The organism is Saccharopolyspora sp. SCSIO 74807 (genome assembly GCF_037023755.1).
Lineage (GTDB): Bacteria > Actinomycetota > Actinomycetes > Mycobacteriales > Pseudonocardiaceae > Saccharopolyspora_C > Saccharopolyspora_C galaxeae.
Genome location: NZ_CP146100.1, coordinates 1563331 through 1587345, shown reverse-complemented (window position 1 = coordinate 1587345; position 24015 = coordinate 1563331). Strand labels below are relative to the sequence as shown.

Below are 24015 nucleotides of genomic sequence, written 5' to 3'. Positions count from 1 at the left end.
TCAGCCCGTACGGCCGCGAGATCCACGTCTTCGGCCCGATGGTCCCGGCACTGCTCGCAGTCGGCTACAAGGACGCCGACGCCGAGTGCCCCGACGAGGACGAGGAGGAGCACGGCGATGCCGGTCGCGACTCCGCACGACGTGGCGCTGAGGCTCGGCAGGGACATGGACGCAGCCGAGGTTCCGCAAGTGGAGGCGCTGCTAAGCGACGCGGAAACACTGATTCTGACGAGGCTGCCTGACCTGTACGCCCGCATCGAATACGGCCTGCTCGCTACTGAGGTGGTCGTGCTCGTCGAAGCCACCGCGGTCCTGCGGGTGCTACGCAACCCGGCCGGCATCCGCTCGCAAACCGCAGACGCCTACAGCGTCAGCTATGACAACCGCGCCGCATCCGGCAATCTGAACCTCACACCCGAGGAATGGCGCCTGCTCGGCGTGCGCACCGGGCTGGGTGTACTACGCCCCTTTCTCCCGCCTGCGGCGTGGTGGTGAGCCCGTGCGGTTCGCCAACCCGATCACGGTCACCGTGCGGCGCTTCGCGGTGGATGGCTTCGGCGACGAGACGGTCACCGCCGAGTTCACGCTCACCGGCTGCGCTCTCGCGCAGCAATCGTCCGAGGGCACACCCGGTGACTTCCGGCAGGAAACCACCACCCGATTACGGCTGCTTGCTCCGGCCGGCGCCGCCCTGCACGCCGGTGACGAGGTGACGCTCCCGGGCGGGGCGCGGTTCCGCGTCAGTGGCACGCCTTCCACGCCGCGGTCACCGTTCACCGGATGGCGGCCCGGCCTCGTCGCCGACATCGAAGACATGAGGGGGTAGGGCAGTGCGCTACCGGCGCAACAGCCGCTCCACCGGCCGGTTCCTGCGCTCGTCGCAGCTCTACCCGGTGGTGCAGAGCATGACCCGCGAGATCGCGCGCCGAGCGCGGCGGCTCGCGCCGGTCGGCGATAGCGGTGAGTACCTGGACGGGATCACTACCGGCTACCGCGCCGGGTGGACCGATGGACGTCTGGTCGGCGAAGTCGTGGCCACCGCGGAGCATTCGGCCGCGGTCGAGTTCGGCAACGCAGGCAACGCGCACTCTGACCAGCATGTGTTGCGCCGCGCTGCCTCCGGCGAGGAGTAACCCGTGTACGCCGATCAGCGCCCGTTTCCCGACACCGAGCAGGTCGCGATGGCGTTGCTGACACCGCTGGCCGACGTCGTGGTGGTGAGCCCGCGCCAGTTCACCAGCCCGATGATCCAGGTGCGCCGAGCCGGTGGCGCCGACAACGGGGTCACCGACACCGCCCGGTTGGAGGTCGAATGCATCGCCTTCTCCCGCCACGAGGCATGGCGCCTTGCCGAAGCGGTGCGCCAGCGCGTCCTAGCCGCCGGAGCGACCGTCCACAGTGGAGCGCTCATCGATCGCACGGCCGTGGAGATCGCTCCGCAACAGATCCCCGATGACAACGTCGACATCCGGCGGGTGGTGGCGACCTACCGGGTCTCGATGCGCCGCCCGTTGCGCACGGGAAAGGACTGAACTTTTGCCTGCATACGAAGAGATCGCGAACCGGCAAGCCGAACTGATCCGTAAGGCCCTGGCCGGGTCCGTGTTCGTCGCCCCCATCGCCGCACCCCTCCCCGAGCGATTGACCAGCGGCGGCAACGCCGAGCTGGTGCCATTGCCGCAGGGCTACGGCGACCTCGGGTGGATCAGCAAAGAAGACGGCGTGAACTGGGCACGCGAAACCGAGGTCTCCGAGGTGACCTCCTGGGGTGCGTGGGAACCCACCCGCCGCGATATCCAGTCCGACGTCACCGAGATGACCGTGATCGCCCAGGAAACCAACATGCGCACCCTGGGCATGTACAACAACACCGACCTGTCGCACGTGCGCCCCGACCCCGAAACCGGCGAAGTCTCCTTCGCTACCGCGGTGCGCCCGGCTACCCAATATTGGCGGGTCTTCGCTGTGTTCGCCGATGGTGCCGGCGACGACACGATCTACGTCGGCCGCCTGCTGCCACGCGCCATGGTCTCCGAGGTCGGCGAGCAGATCTGGACCGATGGCGAAGACGACCCTGTCGCCTACGAGATGACCCTGACCGCCACCCGCGACTCCGAGGCCGGATTCTCCATCCGGCACTTCTTCGGCGGCCCCGGCTGGCGCAAGCTTCTGACCAAGATGGGCTTCGAACCCGAGCCTGCCCCGGCGCCGAAGCGCGGGCAGGGCGTCAGCGTCGTGGCCGCAACCGTGACGAGGGCGGCATGAGCAACAACAGAAAGGGCAAACCGGTGGAGCGCAACGTGCGCACGTTCGAGCAGTTCCGGGACGAGGCCGGTCGCGCCGAACCGTATCCGCTGGATCTCGGTGGCGGCGACATCATCGACATCCCGCCACCGGACACCACCGAAGCGGTGTTCATCCTCAGCGAGAACGGTCACAAGCCGCGCGAGGCACTGAAGGCCCTGTGCGGCCAGCACTACGGACGGGTCTACGCCCGGCTCAAGGGCGAGCACATCTCCGTGTTCAACGGCCTGGTCGCCGACATGGCCGAGCACTTCGGCATGGGCAGCTCCCCTTCTGGAGCTGGCGGGAACTGATCGAGATCATCGACCGCTACGGAGAGGAGATCGAGTACGACCTCCTCAGCCTGCTCGGGGTCGACATCCTCGACTTCTTTCGAGGGGTGCACCCGTGGATGCGGTTGTTCCGGATACTCCGTCAGCTCCCGCGCACCTCGCGCTACTGCGCCGCCGTGCACAACGACGACGAGCGCGCCGCTGAGCTGGTCGCCGACGACCAGGAGCCGGCGGCGCGGCCGCCGTTGGAGACCTGGTCGCAGGAGGCTGAACTTCTCGCCCTGATCGCGGACCTGTTGGCCCATCAGCGCGCGGACTTCGCCCAGGTACACAGCAAGTCCCACCGGTGGCGGGCACCGAAATCCGTGCCGCGGCCGGAAACCGCGCTCGACCGCGCCTCACGGCGCAGTGACCACCAGCGACACCGGGACATCGTCACGTCGATGCTCCGTGCCTAGGACCTGTTCTCGAAGCTACCGCGGCTGGCGTGTTTGGGTGGTCAACTTAGTAACCATGTGTCGTCCGGGCTAGCTTCGGTAGTGCTCGGCGAGGTGATCACGGAGCCGCGCATGGCGGAATTGGTAGACCGCGCCTGTCCTGCGCAGTACACCGCGCTCGTAGGCGTCTTCGAGGAACAGCTTCGGGCGCCACGGCAAACGACGGGTTATCGGCAACCACAACCGCGAGAACAAAATCCATTGTCCCCATGCTGACAGTGGAAATCGTACGACCCCGACCAGAATTCCAATGAGGAGGCCCTCGCTTAGTCCGATCGCGGCGACATGTCCGCGATCAATCCCACCCATGGGGGCGAGCATCAAAAGAGACGTTAATGCGAACATGAAGATGGGAATAGTTGCGGATGTCCGGACAATTGTGACCTTCCGGTCGGAATTGAGGAGCGTCCACGGGTGATTGGCGTGTGGGATCGCTGTGTCGCCGAAGTCTGTTACAGCGAAGTACGCTGACAGCACCGCGGCCGCGAGTATGATCCCAACTCCGACTCCGTTGAGTCCGTACTGAAGACCGCCTCCAAGTAGGCACATAAATCCAATGGCAAGTCCGACCGTAACCTGAGTCTTAGACTTCTTGAGGTGTGTCAACTGTAGGCGTGTTTGGGGGCCTTGTGGTGGTATCCAGAAGCGTGGCGGATCGCTGCTTTTGGTATTCCTGTACTTGAATCCAGATTCGCTGAACCATCCAGCGATGAGGCCGAAAAATGCACCGAAGAAGAATCCAAATGAAAGACCTTCTTTGATGCCGATTGCGAACGTAGTCCCAGCCTTAAGCCCGTCGGCGAGCCCGAGGGTGAGTCCCCAAAGCCCCCCGACAAGAAGCCCAGTGGGGAGTCCGAAAGCGAGCCAGACAGCAACCGTGGTGACGCCGCGGCGAGTCAGGTGGTGAAGGGTGTCGGGGAGTCGCCACCAGGCGAGGTCGTGGGTGTTGCGTTCTTGCAGATGGGTGGCGAGGTAACCGAGCCAGCGGCGGGCTTGCTCCGGACGCCACTCGGGGTGTCGTGCTCGGTTCGGGCCGACGCCACCGCGAACGTACGTCGTGCGCAGGTAAGCCGCCAACAGATGCCCTTCCAGTGCCGCCGTGGTGGGGAAGCGTTCGGCGTCGAGGAGCTCACCAGGGTCGTGTCCTCGATCGTCGTTGTAGACGGTGCGGGCGAGCGTGATCATCAGGGGGGTGGTCAGCACGGCGGTGAGATTCTGGCTCAGAGACTCGTCGGGTGCGATGCGCATCTGCTCGAACACCGAAGTCCAGGCGGGGGCACGGGTCTTGCCGGTGCTGTGGAGTAGGTATTCCTCGGCTTCTCCGAGAGTGAGGTCTTCCAGCGCTATCGCCGCGGCACCACCGACCGCTTTGATCTCGTGCGCGGCGCGAGCGTAGTCGTCTAAGCGACTTGTGACGATCAGTGGCAGGTCGAGGGTACTGATCTGGCGGATGGCGGCGGGGTGATGCTGTCCGAGGATCTCATCGAATCCGTCCAAGACGGGCACGATAAGACCGCGTTCGATGAAGACCTCGGCCAGCTTGCTCCCGACGGAGGTTTCCTTGGTGCCTAGGAACGGATAGTCGCGGATGAGGTGTTCGGCCAGCCAATGTCTAAGTTCGGTTGAGGGGTTCCAATCGCCGAGGCTGAACAGCACCGGCACCGGACCCGTCGGGTTGTTCTTGAGCAGGTCCAGGATTAACCGGTGCGCAAGCATGGTCTTGCCCGCGCCGGCCCGTCCCAGCACGACCAGCCGTCGAGACTCGACTGCCTCGTAGGTCCGTCGGATCTTGGTGAACTGACCCTCCAGCGACACCGGCGCACCGCTTGTCTGGATCTTCTCCCAGTAGTCGAAGAGGTCTTCTGCTGCGGTGTGCCAGCGCACAGGCAATGCATCCGACCCACGTAGGCCCCACTTCGACAGTTCCTGGCCGCTTGCCGAGCTGGTCTCGTCGGCGAGTTTCTGGAGAAGTTCCGCTTGCTTCCCGTCAAGGTTCGGCGGGGGCGGTGGGCTGGTCATGGAGATCGGCCCGTTGTTGACGGCGATCTGGAAGCTGGTCCCGGCCTGCCCGGTGAACTCGTTGTGGTTCCTGTGCACCTCTTCCACCTCGCACAGTGTGCCGCATCTGCCTACGTACTGTGCGCGATCACGCTTGATTACCCGAACCGTCGCTGAGGACGGATCCAACACGTGAAAGGAGGCGGTGCCGCGTGGCGAAGTTCGAAGCGGGCACCGCTTTCGTGCAGGTCGTCCCGAGCTTGCAGGACTTCCACAAGAAGATCGGCCAGGCTCTGAAGGGCTTGGACGATCAGGTGGCGGTGCCGGTCTCCGCCGATGCTGCCGAGGCGCAAACGGCGGTCGCCCAGCTCGGCAAGCAGCTCGACACGAACGCCACTGTGGACGTCTCGGCCGACACCGCATCTGCGCGGGAGAGTGTGGAGCAATTCCAGCGCGAGGCCGAAAACACCTCGGCGAATATCCGCGTCTACGCCCAGACCTCGAACATCGAGGCCGACACACAGACGATGCTGGCCAAGCAGAACACCACCAGCGTCACCGCCGAAGGCGACGTCGCCCGCGCCCAAGCGCAAATCGACGCACTCGCCGCCACCGCGCCGGCCGTTGAAGTGCCCGTTGACGCCGACATCGCCAAAGCCGAAGCCAAGATCGCATCCTTGGCAGCGAAGAAAGCCACAGCCGAGGTCGAGGTCACCGCCAGCATCGATCAGGCCCGAGCCCGGATCGAGGAGTTGACCACCCAGCGGCGTGCGCGGGTGATGGCGATCGAGGCGGACATGGCCCCGATCCGTCAGCAGATCGCCGCGCTGGTCAAACAGCGCGACGAGAAGCACATCGACGTCACCGCCGAGATCACCAAGGCGCAAGCCCAGTTGGCCAAGCTCGACGCCCAAAAACGCGGCGTTCAGGTGCAGGTCGATGCCGACATCTCCCGTGCGCAGATGCAGATCGCCAAAGCCCAAGCGCAGTGGGAACACACAGCCTTGACCGTGGATGCGGATACCGCGGTGGCCGAGGCGAAACTGGCCGAGTTGCGTGAAGGCGCCGAGAAACTGGACGGGCGCAAGCTCGCGATGCGGGCGGATGTCGAGGGCGCCGAACGCGCGATCAACATCACCGGTCTGCTCTCGGCCGCACTATCCACGCTCGGCGCCGCAGCGCCGGCCGCCGCCGCGGCACTCGCAGCCGTGCCAGCATCCCTAGTCGGTATCGGGCAAGTCGCCGGAGCGGCCATCGCCGGGTTCAACGGCATCGGGGACGCCGTCGAAGCGATGGAGACGGTGCGGTTGGACAACCTCACCGGTGCCGGGGCCAGCAAGGAACAGCTCGACAAGATGCACGACGCGCTGGCGGCGCTCACACCGGCAGGGCGCGAGTTCGCCGTCTTCCTGCACGGCGAACTGATGCCCGCGATGAGTGGTATCGGCGACCGCGTGCAGTCCGAGATGCTGCCTCCCATCCGGGACGCACTCGGCCAAATGATGGCGCTTGCGCCGCAGCTCGATCGTGCCTTGGTCTCGACCGGGCAAGTCCTCGGAGACGTCGCCAACCGGTCAGCGCAGATGATGACCTCGGGTGTGTGGAGCAACGACTTCACGCTCGTAGCCGAGGCCAACAGCCGCATCATGGGCTCGCTCGGCGGCGCCGGACTCGCGTTGGCCGATGCGCTGCGGTCGCTGACCGCCGCGGCCATGCCCATGCTGGAGACCTTCGGCCAATGGGTCGAATCGCAAGCGATCCTGCTCAACCAGGTCGTCCAAACCTCGCGCGCCAGCGGCGAGCTGGGCGTGTGGTTTTCCCAGATGGGAGACCGGCTCGCCGAGTTCGGCGCCATCGCCGTCCAAGCAGCAACCGGCATCGCCGGATTGCTCAACACCCTTGCCCCACTGGGCATGGCAGTGGCGGGCATGGTCGGCAACCTCGCCGAACTGGTCGGCAACTTCGCTACGGCCAACCCGGCGTTGACCCAAGTCACCGCCGCTGCCGCTATCGCCCTGGCCGGTTTCGTCGCGCTCGGCCGCGGGATCGGCGGTGTTGCAGCGGCCATCACCTCGGCGCGTGCCGGATACCAGGCACTCACCGGTGTCATGGCCACGTGGCAGGCCCGCGCCACTGCGGCGGGCGCCGCGATGGGCACCGTGGCCACCTCGATGACCGGCAGTGTGGCCGCAGGCCAGCGCATCACGACCGCTGTCGGCGGCGTGGCCGGGGTGTTTTCCCGATTGGTCAGCGTGGTTCCGGTCGCCGGAGTCGTCCTCGGCGGCGCCGCGCTCGCCTTGGATGCCGTGGGAACCAGCGCCGACGAAGCCGCGAACTCACTGCTGAAAGGCGGCACCGCCGCGCAACAAGCGGTCGCCTCCATTCAGCAGGACAACCAGTTCACCGGGCTCGGTTGGCTGGACGCCTTCGGCGGACCCGGCCAGTTGATCAAATCGCAGTTCACGACCAACCTCGACGAGGCCAAGGCGAAAGCGGGCGAGCTGTACGCAGCCATGACCCCGCTACAGCAGGCGCAGACGGACCTGACCCGGGCACAGAACGACTACGCCTTGGCGGTGCAGCAGCAAGGCCCCGCCTCGTCGGCCGCAGCCGCGGCACAGCAAGCCGTTGCCGCCGCCTCGAACCGCGTGGAGCTGGAACAAGCCGCCGCGGCCAACGCCACCAAGTCCCACACCGACCGGATGGTCGAGCAGCAGCTACAAGCGATTGCGGCGCTCGATAAGGACTTGGCGCTGCGCCAGGCGTTGACCGCGGTCACCCAGGCACAGCAGCAGGCCGCAGCCGCCACCGCCCAACACGGAGCCGGCAGCCTCCAAGCCACCACCGCGAACCAACAACTGGAGCAGACGATGCTGCGGGCGGCACAAGCTGCCCGTGACAAGGCGCTGGCCCACAACCAAGGGCTTCCTGCCGAAACTGCCGCCACGATCGCCAACACCGAATACAACCGCACCCTGGCAAACCTGGTCATGCAGGCCGGAGCACAAGCACCGGCCGCGCTCATGGGCTACCTCGGCAGCCTCAACCGCGCCCAACTCGGCGCGATCGGCGCCCGCATCTCCACCGACCAGTTCGGCCACGCGATCGCGATCCTGCCCAACGGCAAAGCCATCCCCATCACAGCACCCGGCGTGCTGGAATCCCTGCGCTACACCCGCGAACTCATGACCGCGATCAACACCATCCCGGCCCAAAAGAACATCCGCGTCCACATCGATCGTGTCCTCGGGCCACCCGTGGGGCCGACCAACCCCGGCAGCGGCATCCCGCTTCCGCTCGGCAACGCCACCGGGAACCTCGTGCATCGGTTCGCCGCAGGCGGCATCGCGGGACTCACACCGATGCGCCCGGTCGCCCAAGTCGTCCCGCCGCAGACCTGGCGTGTGGTCGGCGATCGGATGCGCGGCGACGAGGCATACATCCCCGTCAACAAATCCCCACGGTCACAGGCAATCCTCGCCGAAACCGCCCAGCGCATGGGATACGGCCTCCTGCCCCAACAGCAACAGTCGGTCGGCATGGCCTCCGGCGGACTCGTCGGCGGCGGTGTTGCTTACAACAACACCGCACCACCACGGCGGGCACTGCCGCGAGACCGGGGTCAAGTAACGGCACCCGGGCAGCCGATGTGGTCGCCGCATATCATTGTCAACGCCCGAACTGAGGCGAATCCCGATCACATCGCTGCGGTGATCAACCGGCAGTTACGGATTCGCTCTCGGCTGTGAAAGCGCGGAACTGATTCTTCCGCCAAGTCAGGGGTCCATCCCAAACCTCATGATCATGACTGAAGTGCGCCCTTTTTGTGATTTGTGCAATCTCGCCAAATAGCACCGAAGGGATCACCTGAACCGCTCCAGGGGGCATTAACGCGAAAAGTGCAGAGATTAGGGAGTGATCCAGTAATTCCCCCTGTGTTTCATGCCCTTCTTTTGCCTGATCGAAATGTTCCGCTGCTGCCCGGAGCGCTGGGCGGAAGGCGGGGGTGAAGCTGTATCCATCCCCGCGGAGGGTTACGATACTCAAATCGTGCATTACATCGATAAGCTGCAAGTGGATATCCTCACGGATTCTTCCTGCGGCTTCGATATCGTCCTCGGCTACGTCGATCATGTCATGGTACGAGGCCTTCATGAGGCGCATGGCTGCAAGCAGCCTTGCTTCCCATGCGAGAATGTCAGCTGTCGCCGTGTCGAATTTCGCGTCCCGTGAAAATGGGATGGACACCTTCTTTTGGCCAGCTTCTAAAAGTGTCGTGAAATCAAAGTCGTGGTCGGCCGGTATCGCATACCACCCGACATTGTTGGCAACATCCCAAAGTACAACTAGGACAGGGTCTCCGAAGCGGGACCAGCGGATTAGTTGCCGGACGCTCAGGTTGACAGATGGGAGATTAGTCCCCTCATCAAGGCAGTTCCGCTCAGTTCCTTTGACCTGGACCCAGATTGGCCTCGGGTCTACCCTTCCGCGAACGCGAGTCTTGACCAAAAGGTCTTCGCCGTAGTCCTTATGAATTTCGTCTACGGCAGCTCCCTGTCTATTCCAAATTAGACGGACAGCGGCGGCTGCCTGGTCTCCGATGACATGCTCGTTCGGCCTTGCTGTCATTTGCCGAGCGTACCCCTTGCTGGAAAACCGCTTGTCTCCGACCGCTGGATTCTAGGCAGCGTACCCAGTTTGCCCCTATGAAAGGACATCTCTGTGGACGGCTCCCCAATCTGGAGCCTCGGCCCTGTGGTGCTCGATCCTGAACGTCCAGATCACAACGGTGTGCACTGGATCTTGACCAGCGAGGAAGGTTTCTGGGCTTCGCCGGCGACCAACGCGGAGCTGAACCCTCAGTTGAGCACTCATGGTGCGTTCCGCACGCCAGGTTGGAAGACCGAGCGCACGATCACGTTGGAGGGCCAGGCATTCGCGCCCACCGCGGCGGCGTTGCGCCGTGCCTCGGCGGCGCTGACCGGTCTGCTCAGTGACCCGACAACGCCGGTGACGTTGACCTGCCACTCGGAGATCGGTGCCCAGAGCTGCGATGTCTACCTCGATGACCAGATTTTGACCAAGCCGACCGAGACCGCAGCGCTGGGGTTCGAGTGGTCGCTTCAAGTTGTGGCGCCGGACCCGCGCCGCTACTCGTCGGCGTGGTACCGCACCTCGACCGGGCTGCCGTCGCAGGGCGCGGGCGGGTTGAAGTTCGGCAGCGGTCTCGACTTCGAGCACGGCCTGCACTTCGGCTCGGGTGCGAGTTCGGGCGCGATGGTGTTCTCCAACGAGGGCACCGCGCCGACTGCGCCGCTTTACACCCTGCACGGGCCGCTGCATTGGCCTCGGCTGACCGTTGATGCTGGCGGCAGCAGGGCGGTGTTGGCATACGAAGCCACGCTGCGGGACGGCCAGTCGCTCGTGATTGACCCCGCGGTGCCGACCGCGTTGCTTGACGGCCGCACTCCTGTCCGGGGGCGGATCTTTCCCGCGCAGTTCGGGGAGTTTGTCGTCCCCGCGGCGAGCTTTGACCGAGAACCCGGACGGCTACACGTCCGGCTCAGTCACGACGGCCCCGCTGGTGCCGAAGGCCGTGTCGAGGCGGCCTGGCGGCACGCCTGGTTCTGACGCCCGCTTCTACTTCTCAGGGAGTTTCCTTATGTCCACCGTCAGCATGTACGTGACCTCGGATGTTGATCCGTGGGCCGTCGAAGGACAGATCGGTCTGCGCGACGCGCGCATGGCTTTCTCCGCGCTGCTGGCCCCGGAACCGCACAAACCCATCGACGTGCGTCCCGGCGTGATGGTCTCGGGTGATTCCGAGGGGTTCGACGGCTCGTGCCACACCGGCCTTCGGGTGCAGGCCGCGCAGTCGATGAGTCTCACCGTCGAATGCGGCAGTTGCGTGATCACGACCGAGGACGGGCCGTACATCTGCACTCTCAACACCACCGCGCGCCTGCACCTGGAGCCGGCCAGCCGGTACATGAACCGCATCGATCTCGTGGTTGCTCGCGTCTACGACGACCTCAGCGAGTCCTTGCTGCCATCACAGGGACGTCGGCATTTCTGCATCGAGGTGTGGAGCGGTGACCCTTCGCCGACGATGCCGGCGGCACCAGAGCCGGACGGCATCGGGTGGATTCCGCTCGCCAAGGTCCGCGTCCCGGCCGACACGACCCAGATCACCGCCGAGCACATCACCGACCTACGAGGGCCGGGATTGGCTACCCGCGGCGGTGTTCGGATACTGCACGGGCAGGACGCTCGCCCAGAATCACCGGTGTTCCGGCAACCTGGTGCCCACCCTGGCGAACAACGATGGGTCACCGGTTCCGTCTTCGCTGCCCAGGTCTGGCATGGCGGAGGTGAGGACAGAACGGTCCACGGCTGGCACGGAGTTCACAACGCGGCCACGCACACAGCTAGCTGTATGAGGCCATGACGTTGGTGACGCCGGTGGAGAGCCGGGATGCTGGTGGCTGATCTCCGGCGGCAGTGTGTGGCCGATGGTAGTTGTAGTGCACGTTCCAGACCGCCAGAGCCGCGGTGCGGTGGTGTTCGCTGGTCCAGACGCGGGCGTAGAGGAATTCTTCGGCCAGGATTCGGTTGTAGCGTTCGACTTTCCCGTTGTGGCGTGGGGTGTAGGGCGTGATCCGCTGGTGGCGGGCTCCGCGCAGGACGACGGCGAAGTCCTTCGCGCGGTAGCAGGCGCCGTTGTCGGTGACCAGGCGATGAATGTGGGCGATGCCGTGACGGGCGAAGAACGCGCGGGCGCGGTGGACGAATCCGATCGCGGTCCGAGCCTTCTCATCGGGGAGAGCTTCGGTGTAGGCCAGGCGGGAGTAGCCGTCGATCGCGGAGTGCAGGTAGATGTAGCGGGCCCGCTCGCCGCGGGTCTTGCCGCAGGCAACCCGTTTGTCCTGGTCGCTGCCTTTGCCGTGGACGCGCCAGCCACCACCGTCGGGGATCTCGCCGGTCTTTTTCACGTCCAGGTGGACCATGTGCCCTGGCCAGCGAGCGAGGATCCGCCGCGGCTGGCGGTTGCCGGCGCCGGTGGGGTCGAGGAACCTGCGCCGGTTCAGCCCGAGATGCAGCAGCTGCCGACCAACGGTCCGCACCGAGATCATCACACCCTCGGCGGAAAGTTCGGTGGCGATCCGGCGCGCTGAATACTTCCGCTGCCGGCGCAGCTGCTCGATCCGGGTGATGGCCTCGGCAGGTGTGGCGGTGGGCTGGTGGTGCGGAACGCTCGGGCGATCGAGCAGCCCTGCCTCGCCGTGGCGGCGCCAGCGGTTGACCCACTTGCTGGCGCATTGGCGGGAGAGGCCCATCTCGGCGGCGACGTGGGCGATCGGGCGGGTCTGGCACCGCTGCACGAGCCGACGGCGGCCCTCGACAGACAGTGGGGCATTACGGTGATGCATGGACGGGTCTTTCTGTCCGGCGGACGAGTTGGTCGCACTTCTCATCCTGCCGCCGAAAGACCCGTCCCCCTCCTCAGACCCCGCCAGCCGACACCAACGTCACGACCCGCAACAGCTAGCCCCGGCAGCGGCGATTGGCTGTGGCTGCGCGGAGGGGGAGCGCTGCGCGAGGTATGCAGCGTGACGATCCCCGATCCCGGTGTGCCTTACACGATCTTTCCCACCGGCCGCGTCGTCGCGCAGCAGAGCCCCAACACCGCCGTCGACGTCCACATCAAGGTGCACGACCCGAACACCGGCCCGGCGGTGAACTGGGACGGCGGCGAGACCGGCAACGCCGACTCCGACACTCGACAGGTATATGGCGTGCCGCCGCTGCGATTCGGGCCGTTCGTCGGCGAAATCCAGGTCTTCCTCACTGTTCAGGTCATCCGTACTGATAACCCCGAGTTCGGCGTGGCCTATCGAGGTGATGACGTCGGCGACAACACGTTGTCCGTCGAGGTCTGGCCGCTCCCGCGTCGGGTCTAAGGGCAGCCGTGGCTGACGAATGGCGTGTGCTCGTCGCCCGGACGACAACGGGGGAGATCGTCGGCGATATTCGAGCTTCCGACGTCCCGCGCTTCGAGCGCCGTATCAGTGACCCCGGTAGCTACAGCGTCGATGTCTTCCTCGGCACCGGTGCCAACACGGCCGCCGACCTGCACGAGTTCACCGAAACCGGTCGCTACTCGTGGATCGTGGCCTACGGCGACCACATCTGCCAGGCCGGTCCAGTGTGGACATGGCAGTTCTCTGACGAGGAACGCAAGCTCAGCGTGTCCGGGTCGAACGTGTCGAGCCTGTTCGACAAGCGCATCCTGCGAAACCCGCACGGACACACCGCCATCACCGATCCCAGCGAGGACCTGATCCTGCGCGACCTGTCGGTGCGGGGGCTGGTCGCCGAGCTGGTGCGCGCCAACCTTGCCCAGCGCGGCTACCAACTCCCCATCACCATCCCCGACGCCGAGCCAGGCCCGGAAAGCATCACGTACTACGGCTACGACCTGGCGACGGTCTGGGATCGCATGACCGATCTCGCGGAGCGCGATGACGGTCCGGAAGTCGATTTCGCGCCCGAGTTTGTCGACGGTGGGCGCAAGATCCGGTGGCGCTTGGAGATCGGTGGCCCCTTGCTGGGTGATCAGAAGACGCCCGAGGTGTGGGACTACGGCTCGGTGGTCGGCCCCATCGACACCGATGTGGACGGGGCGACGACCCCGGCAAGCCGGGTGTGGGTCAAAGGCGCCGGAGAGGGGCGCACCCTGCTGACCGGTGTCGCGGAAGATCCCGCCCTGCCCGCGGCCGGTGTGCCCGGCATCGATCTGGTCGACACCACCCACGCCGCCGAACAGCGCCAAGATCTATTGGACTCGTACGCCCGTGCAGCCCTGGAATCGCAGCGTCGACCGGCCAGCAGGTGGGAGACCACCTTGCGCATCGCCACCGGACGCCGTGGCAGCGAGGTTTCGGCGGCGCTGGGCACCTGGTCTTTGGGCGATGCGCCGTTGATCGCGGTGGACGGGCACCCGTGGGTGCCGGCGGCGCACTACCGACGCCGTGTCGTGTCGTTCGCCGACAGCTCTCCGACCGAACTCCGGATCGATCTCCAACCCGTCCCGTGATGCCAGGAGAACACAGTCATGCCACCACCTGATGATCTCGCACGTCGTATCCGCCGGCTGGAACGCCAGATCGCAGAGTTGACCCGCCGAACCGGCTCGTCCGGGCTCGGAGGTTCCGGCCCGATTTCGGACGTCGTCGGAGACGTCGTCACCAGTAGCGGCGGTGGTTCGTCGTGAGTCTTGATCTCGTCGGCGTACTCCGCAGTGCCGGACTGGTGGTGACCGCTACTCCTGGCTGGGCGCAGCGCGGTGTCCGCGGCACGCCACCGGCTCCGGTCGGCGTGCTCAACCACCACACCGCCAGCAGCTCCAGCGAGCGCAACCCGGCACCGAGCGTGCAGCTGACCATCAAGGGTCGTTCCGACCTGGACGGCCCGCTGTGTCACATCGTGATCGGAGCGGACGGCACCAGTCACATCATCGCCGCAGGCCGGGCTAACCACGCCGGACGTGCGAAGGCGTCCGGGCCGAACCCGGCAGGCGACGGCAACACCCTCTACCTCGGCGTGGAGTGGGACTACGACGGCACTCATCCCCCGAACTCAGCCCAGTACAACGCCGCGGTCCGGGTCAACGCGGTACTGCTGCGCCACCTTGGGCGTCCTGCTGAGGCGGCCCGTGGTCATAAGGAAACCAGCACGACCGGCAAGTGGGACCCCGGCTACGTCGACATGGACCGGTTCCGGGCCGATGTTGCCCGTGCCATGAGCGGAGACACCGACATGAACCTCAACGACGAATTCACCGACTGGGCCGGGACGACGAAGACCGTTCAGGGCCTGTTCAACGATCTCGATCAGCGGATTGCGGCACTGCACCACGTCTTCCTGAAGCCGGGCGCCGAGCCCTCGCGCATCCCTGGCGATAAGAACCGGACGAACCTGCGCGACGCGATCATGGACACCACCGCCAAGGTCGTAGGCGCAGGCGGCGAGACTCCGCCGCAACCGGTTCCACCGGTGCCGCTGCCGACTCCAGTGCCGGAGAACCAGCCGACTCCCGAGCCAGCACCGGTCGAGCCCGCACCGGTCGAGCCGGTGCCGGAAGCGCCTCCTGCTGCTCAGGCACCGACGGACACCCCGGCGCCGAAGCCGTCGCGGAAGCCTGGCCGCACCGTGGCCGCCGGTGGCGCGGCCGGTGCGGTGGGGACCGTGGCGGTCTGGATCGCCAGCCTCTACGGCGTGCAGATGCCCGAACCGGTCGCCGCCTCCATCGTGCTCGTGCTCAGCGCTGGCATGTCCTACTTCGTCCCCGACCGGCAGGAGGCCCAGCAGTGACAGTGACACCGAATCGCCCCCTGACACCGGAGATGGAGGAGTACGCGGCGCGTGCGGTGTTGAGTTCGCCGGTCTTCGCGTTTGTGGCCGGTGCTGCGGGAAGCCGGGAAACCACCAAGGGCCTCAACCGCCATCGCTGGGACGCGGTGCGCCTCGCTCACCAACTTCCCGCGGATGTGGCACGGCGCGATCTGCGGTCGCGGGTGTTCGGGATCGACTCCTCCGCGCCGATGGCCGTCGCCCCGATGGGCAGCCTCGGTGCCGTCTATCCGGACGGAGATCTCGAAGTTGCTCGGGCCTGCGCCGTGGCCGGGATTCCCATGGTCGTGTCCACAATGGCCAGTAGCCCTGTTGAGGACATCGCTGTTACCGGGGCAGCTCTGGTGTTCCAGCTCTACGCACTGCGCGACAAGCACCACCAGCGCGACCTGGTCCGCCGGGCGGAAGCTGCCGGCTGCCGCGCCCTTGTGCTCACCATCGACACCCCGGTCCGCCACGGATCGGCTCGCGAAAGCTCTGCCGACTGCGAGCAGCGGGCTCCGAAAGGGCACTTCGTCGAGGGAGACGCGGACATCGACCCCGCCTTAACGATGGAGGAGATCACGGCACTGGTTGAGCAGACCAGCCTGCCGGTATGGATCAAGGGAGTGTTGCGGCCGAGCCAGGCCGAACGTGCCCTTCGTGCCGGAGCATGTGGCGTCATCGTGAGCAACCACGGTGGTCGGCAATCCGATGCAGCACCCGCCACCGCCGATGTTCTGCCCGCCGTCGTCGATGCGGTCGCAGAGTCGCCCGTCGATGCGGGCGTGATGGTCGATTCCGGCATCGTGACCGGCACGGATGTGCTGCGTGCGTTGGCCTTGGGCGCCTCCGGGGTGTTGGTGGGCCGGCATGTCGCCTACGCCCTCGCTGCGTATGGCGAACTGGGCGTGATCATGACGTTGACACGGCTGCGGCGGGAACTGGACCGCGCGCTGGCGTGTTCGGGAAGCGCCACCCCGGCGGACGCCCGAAGCCTGCTTCTTTGAGCGTTTCGGCTGGTCGGCGCGGGGACTGGCGTCGCCCCGTGTTTGTCCCACGGATTAATTCTCGCTAGGCTTGTCACCAGCTCGTGATGAGACCGTAGGTGAGGAGAACGACTGTGGGGATGCCGAATTCCGCTGAAGACCTCAGCGGTGAGTTCCGCAGTCGCGTCGCCGCCGGGGCACGGCATTTGCGCAATATCCATAACGCGCCGAACTCGGAGCAAAAGCAAAAAGATTCCGACGACCTGGCCAGCATCATGTTGTGGCTGCGGAAAAACTGTCGGCGGCGCGATGGGGAAATGGATCTGCGTGGCAAATCTGGGGAATATACTCAAGCTATTGGGCTGATTCGCAAGGAAGCCGGGTCGCCTGGCGATCCACTAGCGGTTCCGGCGGCAGTCAAGTACAAGGTCAGTGAACTATTGTTTCAAGATCCCGATATCAGCGAGGAGACCCGCGAATCCTACGGATTCGGGTCTGCTCCTTCGCATATCGCCTCTCGGAGGCGGTACGATGATCGGCGATCAAGGGATCGTGCATTTCGGCGATCAGGCTTGTCGGAGAATATTTCCCAGCTTGTCCGCGATGTCGAACAGCTCGAACTTTCGAAGCTGGATGACGCGGATGAGGCCGAGCGGGAGACTGTGATCGAGCAGTTGAGCCGCCTGGAAACCCTGGTGCGCGAAAGGCGCGACGAAATCGGATCAATCTTCTAGGTTCCGAATGGGAGCGGCCCGTCTCTTCATGTGAGAGGCGGGCCGCTCTTGTGTTTGCTCCATCCGAGTGAACTGGAGCGGTGGCGTGCCCACCTTGCGCAGTGCGGCACCCCTTGTCTCGGTGTCAACACCAGCCCAGTTGAGGAGCATCGATGACAGGGGTTCAGACCCTCAACCGTTCCGGCAGTCGCTTCTACGTGGACCCGGAGACCAACAAGAAAGCTCCTTCGGTGACCAGCGTGGTCAGCATGTTGCCCAAGCCGTTCCTGACCGCATGGGCGGCCAAGCTCACCGCCGAGAACGCGCTGGAAAATCTCGGGTCCATCGTGGATCTCGCGCTCACGGATCGGGACGGCGCGCTCGACTACATGAAGCGTGCGCACCGCCGCGTCACCAAGGCGGCCGCGGGTGTCGGGACTGAAGTGCACGACCTGTTCGAGCGGGTCGCTCGGGGCGAGACCGTCCGTCACGTCCACCCGGACGTGCGTCCCTACCTTGATCACATTCACGCCTTCCACGAGCGCTACCAGCCCGAACACCGTCACATCGAGGATGCCGTGTGGTCCGACGAGCACGACTATGCCGGGTCGTTCGACGCGATTAGCGACATCGACGGCGAGACGGTGATCATCGACGTGAAGACCACCCGTAGCGGGGTGCACGAAGACGTGGCGTTGCAGCTCAGTGCCTACGCCCATGCTGACCGCATCATCAAACAGGATGGTCAGTCACATTCGTTGCCGGACATTCAGGCTGGTGCCGCGCTGCATCTGCGTCCGGAAGGCTGGCGGCTCGTTCCCGTCCGCGTGGACGAAGAGGTCTTGGCGTATTTCCTGCATCTGCGCAGCATCTTTGATTGGAACAACGAGGTGGCCAAGACGGTCATCGGCAAGCCTGATTACGAATCCTCTGCGTCGACCGGGTCACAACGCCGGAAGGCGACGCGCTGACCCCGGTGGCGGGGAGGAAACGTTCGCCGGACGCTTCCGGTGTTGCGGTGGAAGTGTTCATTGTTGTGGTCGTTGTGTGGCTGCTGTTGTCTTTTCTTTCGCACGAGGGGGTTTTATGAGTCTGCGCATCTGGGAAACTGATCCGGAGGCCAAGCCGAGTCCGCGCACTCGGTTCGCCGAGGACGTCGTGGGTTACATCCACGGTGGAATGATGACCAAGACGAAGCCGCTGTCGTTGAGTCTCTGGCGGTTCACGTCCGACGATCCTGATGTGGCCGCGCGCATTGCGGAGCTGTTCGGCGGCGAGGTCGAGGAGTGGGATACCGATAAAGCCAACAAGCTGCAAGTGCTGTCGGAGTCCGCGAGTATCGATCTGATCCTGGAATCCCCGGAAGAGCTTCGCTCGCGCATGGTGCTGTGGGGGCGCAAGGGCGTCATCCATGCTTGCGACGGGGTGTACTTCGTCGATGGTGAGGACCGAGGAAATCCCTGCGGGTGCCCGCCGGAGTTTGCGGTGCGCAAGGCCAACGCTGAGAAAGGCACCGGACCGCAGCCGGAGATCACCGTGAAAGCACGGCTGGCTGAGGACGAAGGGCTGGGGTTCTTCCTGTACCGCACCAGCTCATGGACGTTGACCAAGGAGTTGCACGCGGTGGAGAACGCGGTCGCCGAGGCCGCCGAGTCCGGTGCTCGGGTGCGGATGACGTTGCGGCTTGAACACGTGCAGTTCACGACGAAGAAGGGCCAGGACGTCGACTACTACCGCCCGGCGCTGACCGACATCACGGCAGAAGCGTCCCCCACGGACGCCGCAGCGTAATCGAGCCGCTTGCTGCGCCCCGGCCACCTGCTGGTGGCGAAGGACGGGGCGCTTTTCGCGTCCAAGGAGCCCCATGCGCGCCGAGCCCACGCCGCCCGCGGCTGAGACCCCGACTGCCCCCTACACCGCACGACCCCGCCGCAGGCGGCATTTCCCTCCGTCGCCGAGTCGCACCCACATCTGAGATCGGAAGTCATCGTGCCCGTCTACGTGTACCTCGTCACCGGTTCCTGCCCGCGGCCGGTGGGAACGTCCTCGCACCCGATGCAGGTCGAGCTGGATCGCGCCCATGAGTCGATCACCGTGCTCTGCGACGAGCTGGAGCAGGTTCAGTGCGCGCTCGCGGCCAAAGACGCGAAGCTTGCCGAAACCAGTACCGGGGTTTCCGTCGATCGGTTCGAGGCGATGCGTGCCGACCGTGATCACTGGCGTCAAGCAGCCGAGTCGACGTGTCGGGCGCTGGCCATACTCAAACGCCGCCTGGCCGAGCTGGCAGGCCGCGAATGAGCCGAGCCCGAGCAACCGGCACCAACTGGGAAAGCCGTTGCGCGTCCTACTACGCGCAGGTCCTCGGCACACCGGTGCGCCGCCTGGCCCAACACGGCGTGCTGGACATCGGTGATCTGGAAGGGATCTACCTGCACGCCGCCGAAGCCAAGGCCCACCGCCGGTGGGACGTCTTGGAGTGGGTCCGCCAGGCGCGGCGCGAGGCCGACAACAAGCAGGTTCCCTTCCACGTGGTGCTGGCCAAGCGTCCCCACGTCAAAACCCCGGAGTGCCTGGCCATCTCGACCATCGACAACCATGCCCGCCTCGTCGCCCGGTTACGCGACGCCGAAGAGGCATTGCGGCGAACCGATCCGGCGACCTATCGGGTGCACGTCGCCGAGCACAGGACAACAGCACGGGGGTAGAGCGGTGCACATCGACACGCTGGTGCAGCGGCTCGCGGCAGGGGGACCGGTCGAGCAACGCGGTGATGGGCGGTTGGTGCGGTGCCCGGTGCATGGAGACCGCCGCCCGTCGCTGCTGATCAGCGTGAGTCCGGAACGCAAGGCAGTGCTGCATTGCCGTTCCCAGGGGTGCGATGTCGGGTCCATGCTCGACAAGGCCCATCTGACCTGGTCGGATCTGTTCGATGTCCGCGGCGAGATCACCGCGGGGTCAGTCCCGGCCGATGGCCTCGGCACAGCAGAGGTCGCCGCTCTCGCGTCCTTTCTGGACCGTACGCAGGGGGCGTTCGCCGGCTCGCCAGCGGCGGTCTACGCGCGCGAGCGTTTCGGCATCACCGACAGCGCGGCGCGTGAGCTGGGGCTTGGCTACGACGACGGCGCCACGCCGTTTGTCCACGCCTCGGAAGCGTTCCAGGAGCACCCCCGGCTGGTGGTCCCGTTCTGCACCCCCGATGGCATCGCGCAGGGAGCCCAGGGGCGTGACCTGTCCGGTTCGGACCCGCATCGGTGGGCCGGACTGACCAATCCGGACGGCAAGCGCTGGACGCATCTGGCGTGGTTCCGAAGGCAGCCCACGGGGCCTGTGGTGGTCACCGAAGGCCCTAGTGACGGGCTCGTCGTGGCCGCGGCGGGTTACACGGTGGTGTCGGTGGCCGGGGCGTCGCACGCACGCCGACGCGCCACAGCAGAGGAGATCGTGGCCGGGGCCGCGGGGCGGGATCTCATCCTTGCCGGAGATGCCGACGAGAGTGGGCAGCAGTTCAACGCGCACCTTGCTGAACACCTGGCCGACGTCGGGATGACGGCGAAGCAGCTCGTCCTCCCGCACGAATGCGGGGACCTCGCCGAGTGGTTCCAACACAGTGGTGAAGGCTTCGCCGGGGAGTTCGCCGAGGCGATCAGACGAGCCCGGCCCCTGCGGCTGGAGGAGATTTTCGACGATGATCCTGTCGAGCTGTTGGACGCCGTGCACGCCTTCCTCCGGCGGTTCCTGCTCATCGAGCCGGCCGGCTGGTTTGACGTGATCACGTTGTGGATCGCGACCTGCTTCTTCGTGCGCCGGTCCGATGCGGCCGATGTCGCTCCGCGGCTCGGCTTCCTCAGCACTGTGCCGGGATCGGGAAAGACCTTGGCGTTGGATCTGGTGTGCCGGTTGGCGCAAGGACGATTGGCCGTGGACCCCACCGCCGCCTCGGTACTGCGCACGATCAACGCGATGACCTACGAGGAGTCCGATCCGGACAAGCCCGACGTCCCGGTGCCGCTCGGGCTGGACGAGGTCGACAACCTCTATGCCGCCCGAGGCCAGGACACCAGCAGCATCACCGCGGTGTTGAACTCCGGCTACAAGCGGGGCCAAGACACCATCCGGGCCGACACGAACGACCAGCGCAAGGCCATCGCCTACACCACGTTCGCTCCGATCGTGTGGGCTGGCCTCGCTCGTGCTGCATTGCCCGACGCTCTGCTCTCGCGCACCTTCGTGGTCTCGATGCAGCAAGCGATGTCGCACGAACGCCCTGCCTCGTTCCGGCCGCGCCGCGACGGCCCGGTGGCCGATGACCTCGCCGAGAAGCTGTCGTCCTGGGCGGCGTCGGTCGCCAGCGATGACGCGGTCAGTGAGGTGTTGGACCAGGTCGAAGACGACCTGGCTCCGATGGTGTCGAACCGGGATCTGGAGCTGTGGTCGGTGCTGTCATTGCCTGCGGTAATGGCCGGCGGGCATTGGCCAGCCCGTGCCTACGCCGCGTGCGAAGCACTGCGGGATGCCGGTAAGGACCAGGCCGAGAACATCAGCGTCCGATTTCTGCGCGCCACGCGGGATGTGTTCCGTGCGGGCAACTGGGGACGCGGCATCAATGACCGCGTGGTCTTCCGCTCGGCGCTGGCCGAGCGGGTCATCGACGCCGACGCGATCTTCGGCCGCTGGTCACGGGGGCAAGGCATCGACGACGAGCACGTACGGCGCTTCCTGGCCGAGTTCGGCGTGCGGCCGGTCGTCGTCCGCGTCGGCAAGGAGACCGGACGCGGCTTCCGCTGGAGCGACTTGGCACCCGAGTGGCAGCGCTACCTCGGAGAGGACCACGAAGAACCCATCACGGGATAAGGGAGGTGACCATGCGCAGCTATTCCTACCGGGTCGCCGGCGACGAGACGGTCACCTACCTGCCGGAGACCGCCGAGGACCTGGAAGCGTTTACCGCATGGGCGCGTCGCGAGCGTGGCCGCGTGATCGGAGTGGACACCGAAGGCACCGGTCTCGACACCTTTGTGGACGGCAACCGCTTGCGGACGGTGCAGTTCGGTACCACGCGGGAGGCGTGGGTGCTGCGGGTCGAAGGACGCCCGAGGTTCTGGGCCGCGGCGCGAAACACGCTGCTGGGGCTGTCTCGGATCGCACTGCACAACGCCCCGTTCGACTGGCTTGTGCTCGACCACCACCTGAAGGTTCCGATGGAGAGCCTGGCGAAAAAAACCATCGATACGCGGATTCTGGCCCATCTGCTCGACTCGCGAGGCCGGGAAGACGGCGGCATTGGGCACGGGCTCAAACCGTTGTCGGAGCATCACCTCGATCCCGAGGCGCCCGACACCCAGGACGGCCTGAACAACGTGTTCCGAGAACTCGGGCACACCAAGACCACGGGGTGGGCGGCGATCCCATCCCACCACCCGATCTACGTGCGCTACGCCGGGCTCGACGTCATCTTCACCTCCCGCCTGCTCGACGTACTCGGCCCGCAGGTGCACCAACGCGGCCTTGCACGTCTGGCCGAGTTCGAACACCGGCTCGCTCGGGTCTGCGCTGCGATGGAGCGCCGCGGCATTCGCATCGATGACGAGTACGTGTCCCGGCTGTCGTCGCGGCTGTCGGCCGAGGCCGAATCCCAACGCACGCGGGCGCTTCGGTACGGGGTATCGACGATCGGCTCGACCAAGCAAGTCGCCGACGCGCTGGTGGCGATGGGCGAAACCCTGACCGCCACGACCGAGACCGGAGCGCTGCGCGTCGACAAGGACGTCCTGCTGCCGCTCGCCGACCTGAACCCGCGGTGGGAGCCGCTGGGCGTCCGAACGCCGAATCCGCTGGCCGATGCCGTCGTGCGAGCCAAACGGGCTTCCAAGTGGAAAACGACCTACGCCGACGCCATTGCAGCCGGCCTCGATGCACGGTCCCGGCTCCACCCCAAGATCAACGCTCTCCAGGCGAGGACAGCGCGCATGTCGATCAGCAAGCCACCAGTACAGCAACTTCCCGCCGGGGACAGCACGATCCGCAAAGCGATGGTGGCCGAGCCCGGCAACGTCCTCGGCAGCGTCGACTTCTCGGCCATCGAGATGCGGGTGCTGGCGGCGTTGTCCGGGGATCGCGCGATGGTGGACGCCATCCGCGGCGGGCTCGACCTCCACGACTTCACCGCCGAACAGATCTACGGGCCGCGCTTCACCAAGCACCACCGCAAAGTTGCCAAGACAGTCGGCTTCGGCAAGGTCTACGGAGGCGGGGCCGACTCGATCGCGCGCCAGACCGGGGCGCCACTGGCCGACATCCGCCGCGCCATCGCCAGCTACGACCGGACCTTTCCCGGCATCAAGCGGTACTCAACGCGGCTGACCGCCCGGGGCCAGTACGGGGCTACGGAGCTGATCTCACCGACTGGTCGCGTTTTGCCGCTGGACCGAAGCAGGCTCTACGCGGCAACCAACTACATGATCCAGAGCGTCGCCCGTGACATCTTCGCCCAAGCACTCATTGACCTTGACGAGGCAGGGCTGGCCGAGCATCTGCGGCTACCGGTACATGACGAAGTGGTCTTCGAGGTCGCCGAGGATGGCGCCTTCGAACTCGCCGAGGAAGTACAGCGCCTCCTGACCGTGCCCGACTTCTTCGGTGTCGAGTTGACTACCGAGGCCGAGCTGTTCGGCACAGCGTGGGAGCCCGACGCCGCCCATCACGTCCGAACGGGCGCACAACCGTGGAGGTTGCAGGGTGCCGATGCTGCCTAATGCAAGGCGGCCAGCGCACGATCTCCAGTATGGGAATACCGGCAAATGGGGGTTCTATGTGTCGGTCCGCCGTTTGGTCTAGGTACCCCTACCTACAG

24 protein-coding genes are annotated in these 24015 nt (G+C 65.8%); 21 read left to right on the top strand and 3 right to left on the bottom strand.

All coding sequences use genetic code 11. From position 1 onward, the window contains the following. The first annotated feature begins 117 nt into the window (after positions 1–117). The 7 genes from V1457_RS07025 (at position 118) to V1457_RS06995 (ending at position 3034) form a co-directional block, all read left to right on the top strand. Positions 118–495 (top strand): Gp19/Gp15/Gp42 family protein, encoded by a 378-nt coding sequence (locus V1457_RS07025; protein WP_338601633.1) that lies wholly within the window; start codon positions 118–120, stop codon positions 493–495. Positions 496–499: 4 nt separating this feature from the next. Further along, complete coding sequence (locus V1457_RS07020) at positions 500–826, top strand: hypothetical protein (protein ID WP_338601630.1); 327 nt, start codon at positions 500–502, stop codon at positions 824–826. A gap of 4 nt (positions 827–830) precedes the next feature. Further along, on the top strand, positions 831–1133 hold the full coding sequence (locus V1457_RS07015; protein WP_338601627.1) for an HK97 gp10 family phage protein: 303 nt from the start codon (positions 831–833) through the stop codon (positions 1131–1133). Positions 1134–1136: 3 nt separating this feature from the next. Beyond that, positions 1137–1532: a hypothetical protein gene (locus V1457_RS07010; protein WP_338601624.1), complete on the top strand. Its 396-nt coding sequence runs from the start codon at positions 1137–1139 to the stop codon at positions 1530–1532. A gap of 4 nt (positions 1533–1536) precedes the next feature. Next, complete coding sequence (locus tag V1457_RS07005; RefSeq protein WP_338601620.1) at positions 1537–2265, top strand: hypothetical protein; 729 nt, start codon at positions 1537–1539, stop codon at positions 2263–2265. Continuing rightward, positions 2262–2597, top strand: coding sequence for a hypothetical protein (locus V1457_RS07000; protein ID WP_338601617.1), 336 nt, complete (start codon positions 2262–2264; stop codon positions 2595–2597). The genes V1457_RS07005 and V1457_RS07000 overlap by 4 nt, the downstream gene beginning before the upstream one ends. A gap of 155 nt (positions 2598–2752) precedes the next feature. Further along, on the top strand, positions 2753–3034 hold the full coding sequence (locus tag V1457_RS06995) for a hypothetical protein (RefSeq protein WP_338601614.1): 282 nt from the start codon (positions 2753–2755) through the stop codon (positions 3032–3034). A 69-nt stretch (positions 3035–3103) separates the two neighbouring features. On the opposite strand, the gene V1457_RS06990 is transcribed toward V1457_RS06995, so the two are convergent. Further along, positions 3104–5179 carry an NACHT domain-containing protein gene (locus V1457_RS06990; protein WP_338601611.1) on the bottom strand — a complete coding sequence of 692 codons (2076 nt, stop codon included), beginning with the start codon at positions 5177–5179 and terminating at the stop codon, positions 3104–3106. 104 nt (positions 5180–5283) lie between these two features. Here V1457_RS06990 and V1457_RS06985 point away from each other — a divergent pair, with 104 nt between their 5' ends. Then, positions 5284–8820 carry a hypothetical protein gene (locus V1457_RS06985; protein ID WP_338601608.1) on the top strand — a complete coding sequence of 1179 codons (3537 nt, stop codon included), beginning with the start codon at positions 5284–5286 and terminating at the stop codon, positions 8818–8820. On the opposite strand, the gene V1457_RS06980 is transcribed toward V1457_RS06985, so the two are convergent. Beyond that, the gene (locus V1457_RS06980; protein WP_338601605.1) at positions 8786–9700 is read right to left on the bottom strand and encodes a DUF4365 domain-containing protein; all 915 of its coding nucleotides are present in this window, start codon (positions 9698–9700) and stop codon (positions 8786–8788) included. The two genes, V1457_RS06985 and V1457_RS06980, sit on opposite strands and share 35 nt — an antisense overlap. Positions 9701–9793: 93 nt before the next feature. Between V1457_RS06980 and V1457_RS06975 the strand changes: the two genes are divergently transcribed. Further along, entirely contained in the window at positions 9794–10702 is a 909-nt protein-coding gene (locus tag V1457_RS06975) for a hypothetical protein (RefSeq protein WP_338601600.1), read from the top strand. After that, complete coding sequence (locus V1457_RS06970; protein WP_338601597.1) at positions 10602–11519, top strand: hypothetical protein; 918 nt, start codon at positions 10602–10604, stop codon at positions 11517–11519. Before V1457_RS06975 ends, V1457_RS06970 begins: the two co-directional genes overlap by 101 nt. On the opposite strand, the gene V1457_RS06965 is transcribed toward V1457_RS06970, so the two are convergent. After that, the gene (locus V1457_RS06965) at positions 11500–12501 is read right to left on the bottom strand and encodes an IS481 family transposase (protein ID WP_338604824.1); all 1002 of its coding nucleotides are present in this window, start codon (positions 12499–12501) and stop codon (positions 11500–11502) included. The two genes, V1457_RS06970 and V1457_RS06965, sit on opposite strands and share 20 nt — an antisense overlap. 180 nt (positions 12502–12681) lie before the next feature. Here V1457_RS06965 and V1457_RS06960 point away from each other — a divergent pair, with 180 nt between their 5' ends. From V1457_RS06960 to V1457_RS06910, 11 genes are all read left to right on the top strand, one after another. Next, entirely contained in the window at positions 12682–13032 is a 351-nt protein-coding gene (locus V1457_RS06960) for a hypothetical protein (protein ID WP_338601595.1), read from the top strand. A gap of 8 nt (positions 13033–13040) precedes the next feature. Beyond that, a complete protein-coding gene (locus V1457_RS06955) occupies positions 13041–14168 on the top strand; it encodes a hypothetical protein (protein WP_338601592.1) in 1128 nt (375 codons plus the stop codon). A 173-nt stretch (positions 14169–14341) separates the two neighbouring features. After that, positions 14342–15445 carry an N-acetylmuramoyl-L-alanine amidase gene (locus V1457_RS06950; RefSeq protein ID WP_338601589.1) on the top strand — a complete coding sequence of 368 codons (1104 nt, stop codon included), beginning with the start codon at positions 14342–14344 and terminating at the stop codon, positions 15443–15445. Continuing rightward, entirely contained in the window at positions 15442–16473 is a 1032-nt protein-coding gene (locus V1457_RS06945) for an alpha-hydroxy acid oxidase (RefSeq protein WP_338601586.1), read from the top strand. The genes V1457_RS06950 and V1457_RS06945 overlap by 4 nt, the downstream gene beginning before the upstream one ends. 113 nt (positions 16474–16586) lie before the next feature. Further along, positions 16587–17186, top strand: coding sequence for a hypothetical protein (locus tag V1457_RS06940; RefSeq protein ID WP_338601583.1), 600 nt, complete (start codon positions 16587–16589; stop codon positions 17184–17186). Between the two features lie 152 nt (positions 17187–17338). After that, a complete protein-coding gene (locus tag V1457_RS06935) occupies positions 17339–18136 on the top strand; it encodes a hypothetical protein (RefSeq protein ID WP_338601580.1) in 798 nt (265 codons plus the stop codon). A gap of 76 nt (positions 18137–18212) precedes the next feature. Beyond that, complete coding sequence (locus V1457_RS06930; protein WP_338601577.1) at positions 18213–18956, top strand: hypothetical protein; 744 nt, start codon at positions 18213–18215, stop codon at positions 18954–18956. A gap of 264 nt (positions 18957–19220) precedes the next feature. Next, on the top strand, positions 19221–19463 hold the full coding sequence (locus V1457_RS06925; protein ID WP_338601574.1) for a hypothetical protein: 243 nt from the start codon (positions 19221–19223) through the stop codon (positions 19461–19463). Further along, positions 19460–19870: a hypothetical protein gene (locus tag V1457_RS06920; protein ID WP_338601571.1), complete on the top strand. Its 411-nt coding sequence runs from the start codon at positions 19460–19462 to the stop codon at positions 19868–19870. Before V1457_RS06925 ends, V1457_RS06920 begins: the two co-directional genes overlap by 4 nt. A 4-nt stretch (positions 19871–19874) precedes the next feature. Next, entirely contained in the window at positions 19875–22016 is a 2142-nt protein-coding gene (locus tag V1457_RS06915) for a DUF3631 domain-containing protein (protein ID WP_338601567.1), read from the top strand. Between the two features lie 11 nt (positions 22017–22027). After that, on the top strand, positions 22028–23917 hold the full coding sequence (locus tag V1457_RS06910; RefSeq protein WP_338601564.1) for a DNA polymerase: 1890 nt from the start codon (positions 22028–22030) through the stop codon (positions 23915–23917). Positions 23918–24015: the final 98 nt, after the last annotated feature.

Bases quoted from the DNA above. Each gene is read 5' to 3' on its own strand.
- V1457_RS07025 (WP_338601633.1), top strand. From the start codon at position 118: ATGCCGGTCGCGACTCCGCACGACGTGGCGCTGAGGCTCGGCAGGGAC.
- V1457_RS06980 (WP_338601605.1), bottom strand. From the start codon at position 9,700: ATGACAGCAAGGCCGAACGAGCATGTCATCGGAGACCAGGCAGCCGCC.
- V1457_RS06925 (WP_338601574.1), top strand. From the start codon at position 19,221: ATGCAGGTCGAGCTGGATCGCGCCCATGAGTCGATCACCGTGCTCTGC.
- V1457_RS07000 (WP_338601617.1), top strand. From the start codon at position 2,262: ATGAGCAACAACAGAAAGGGCAAACCGGTGGAGCGCAACGTGCGCACG.
- V1457_RS06965 (WP_338604824.1), bottom strand. From the start codon at position 12,501: ATGCATCACCGTAATGCCCCACTGTCTGTCGAGGGCCGCCGTCGGCTC.
- V1457_RS06910 (WP_338601564.1), top strand. From the start codon at position 22,028: ATGCGCAGCTATTCCTACCGGGTCGCCGGCGACGAGACGGTCACCTAC.
- V1457_RS06920 (WP_338601571.1), top strand. From the start codon at position 19,460: ATGAGCCGAGCCCGAGCAACCGGCACCAACTGGGAAAGCCGTTGCGCG.
- V1457_RS06935 (WP_338601580.1), top strand. From the start codon at position 17,339: ATGACAGGGGTTCAGACCCTCAACCGTTCCGGCAGTCGCTTCTACGTG.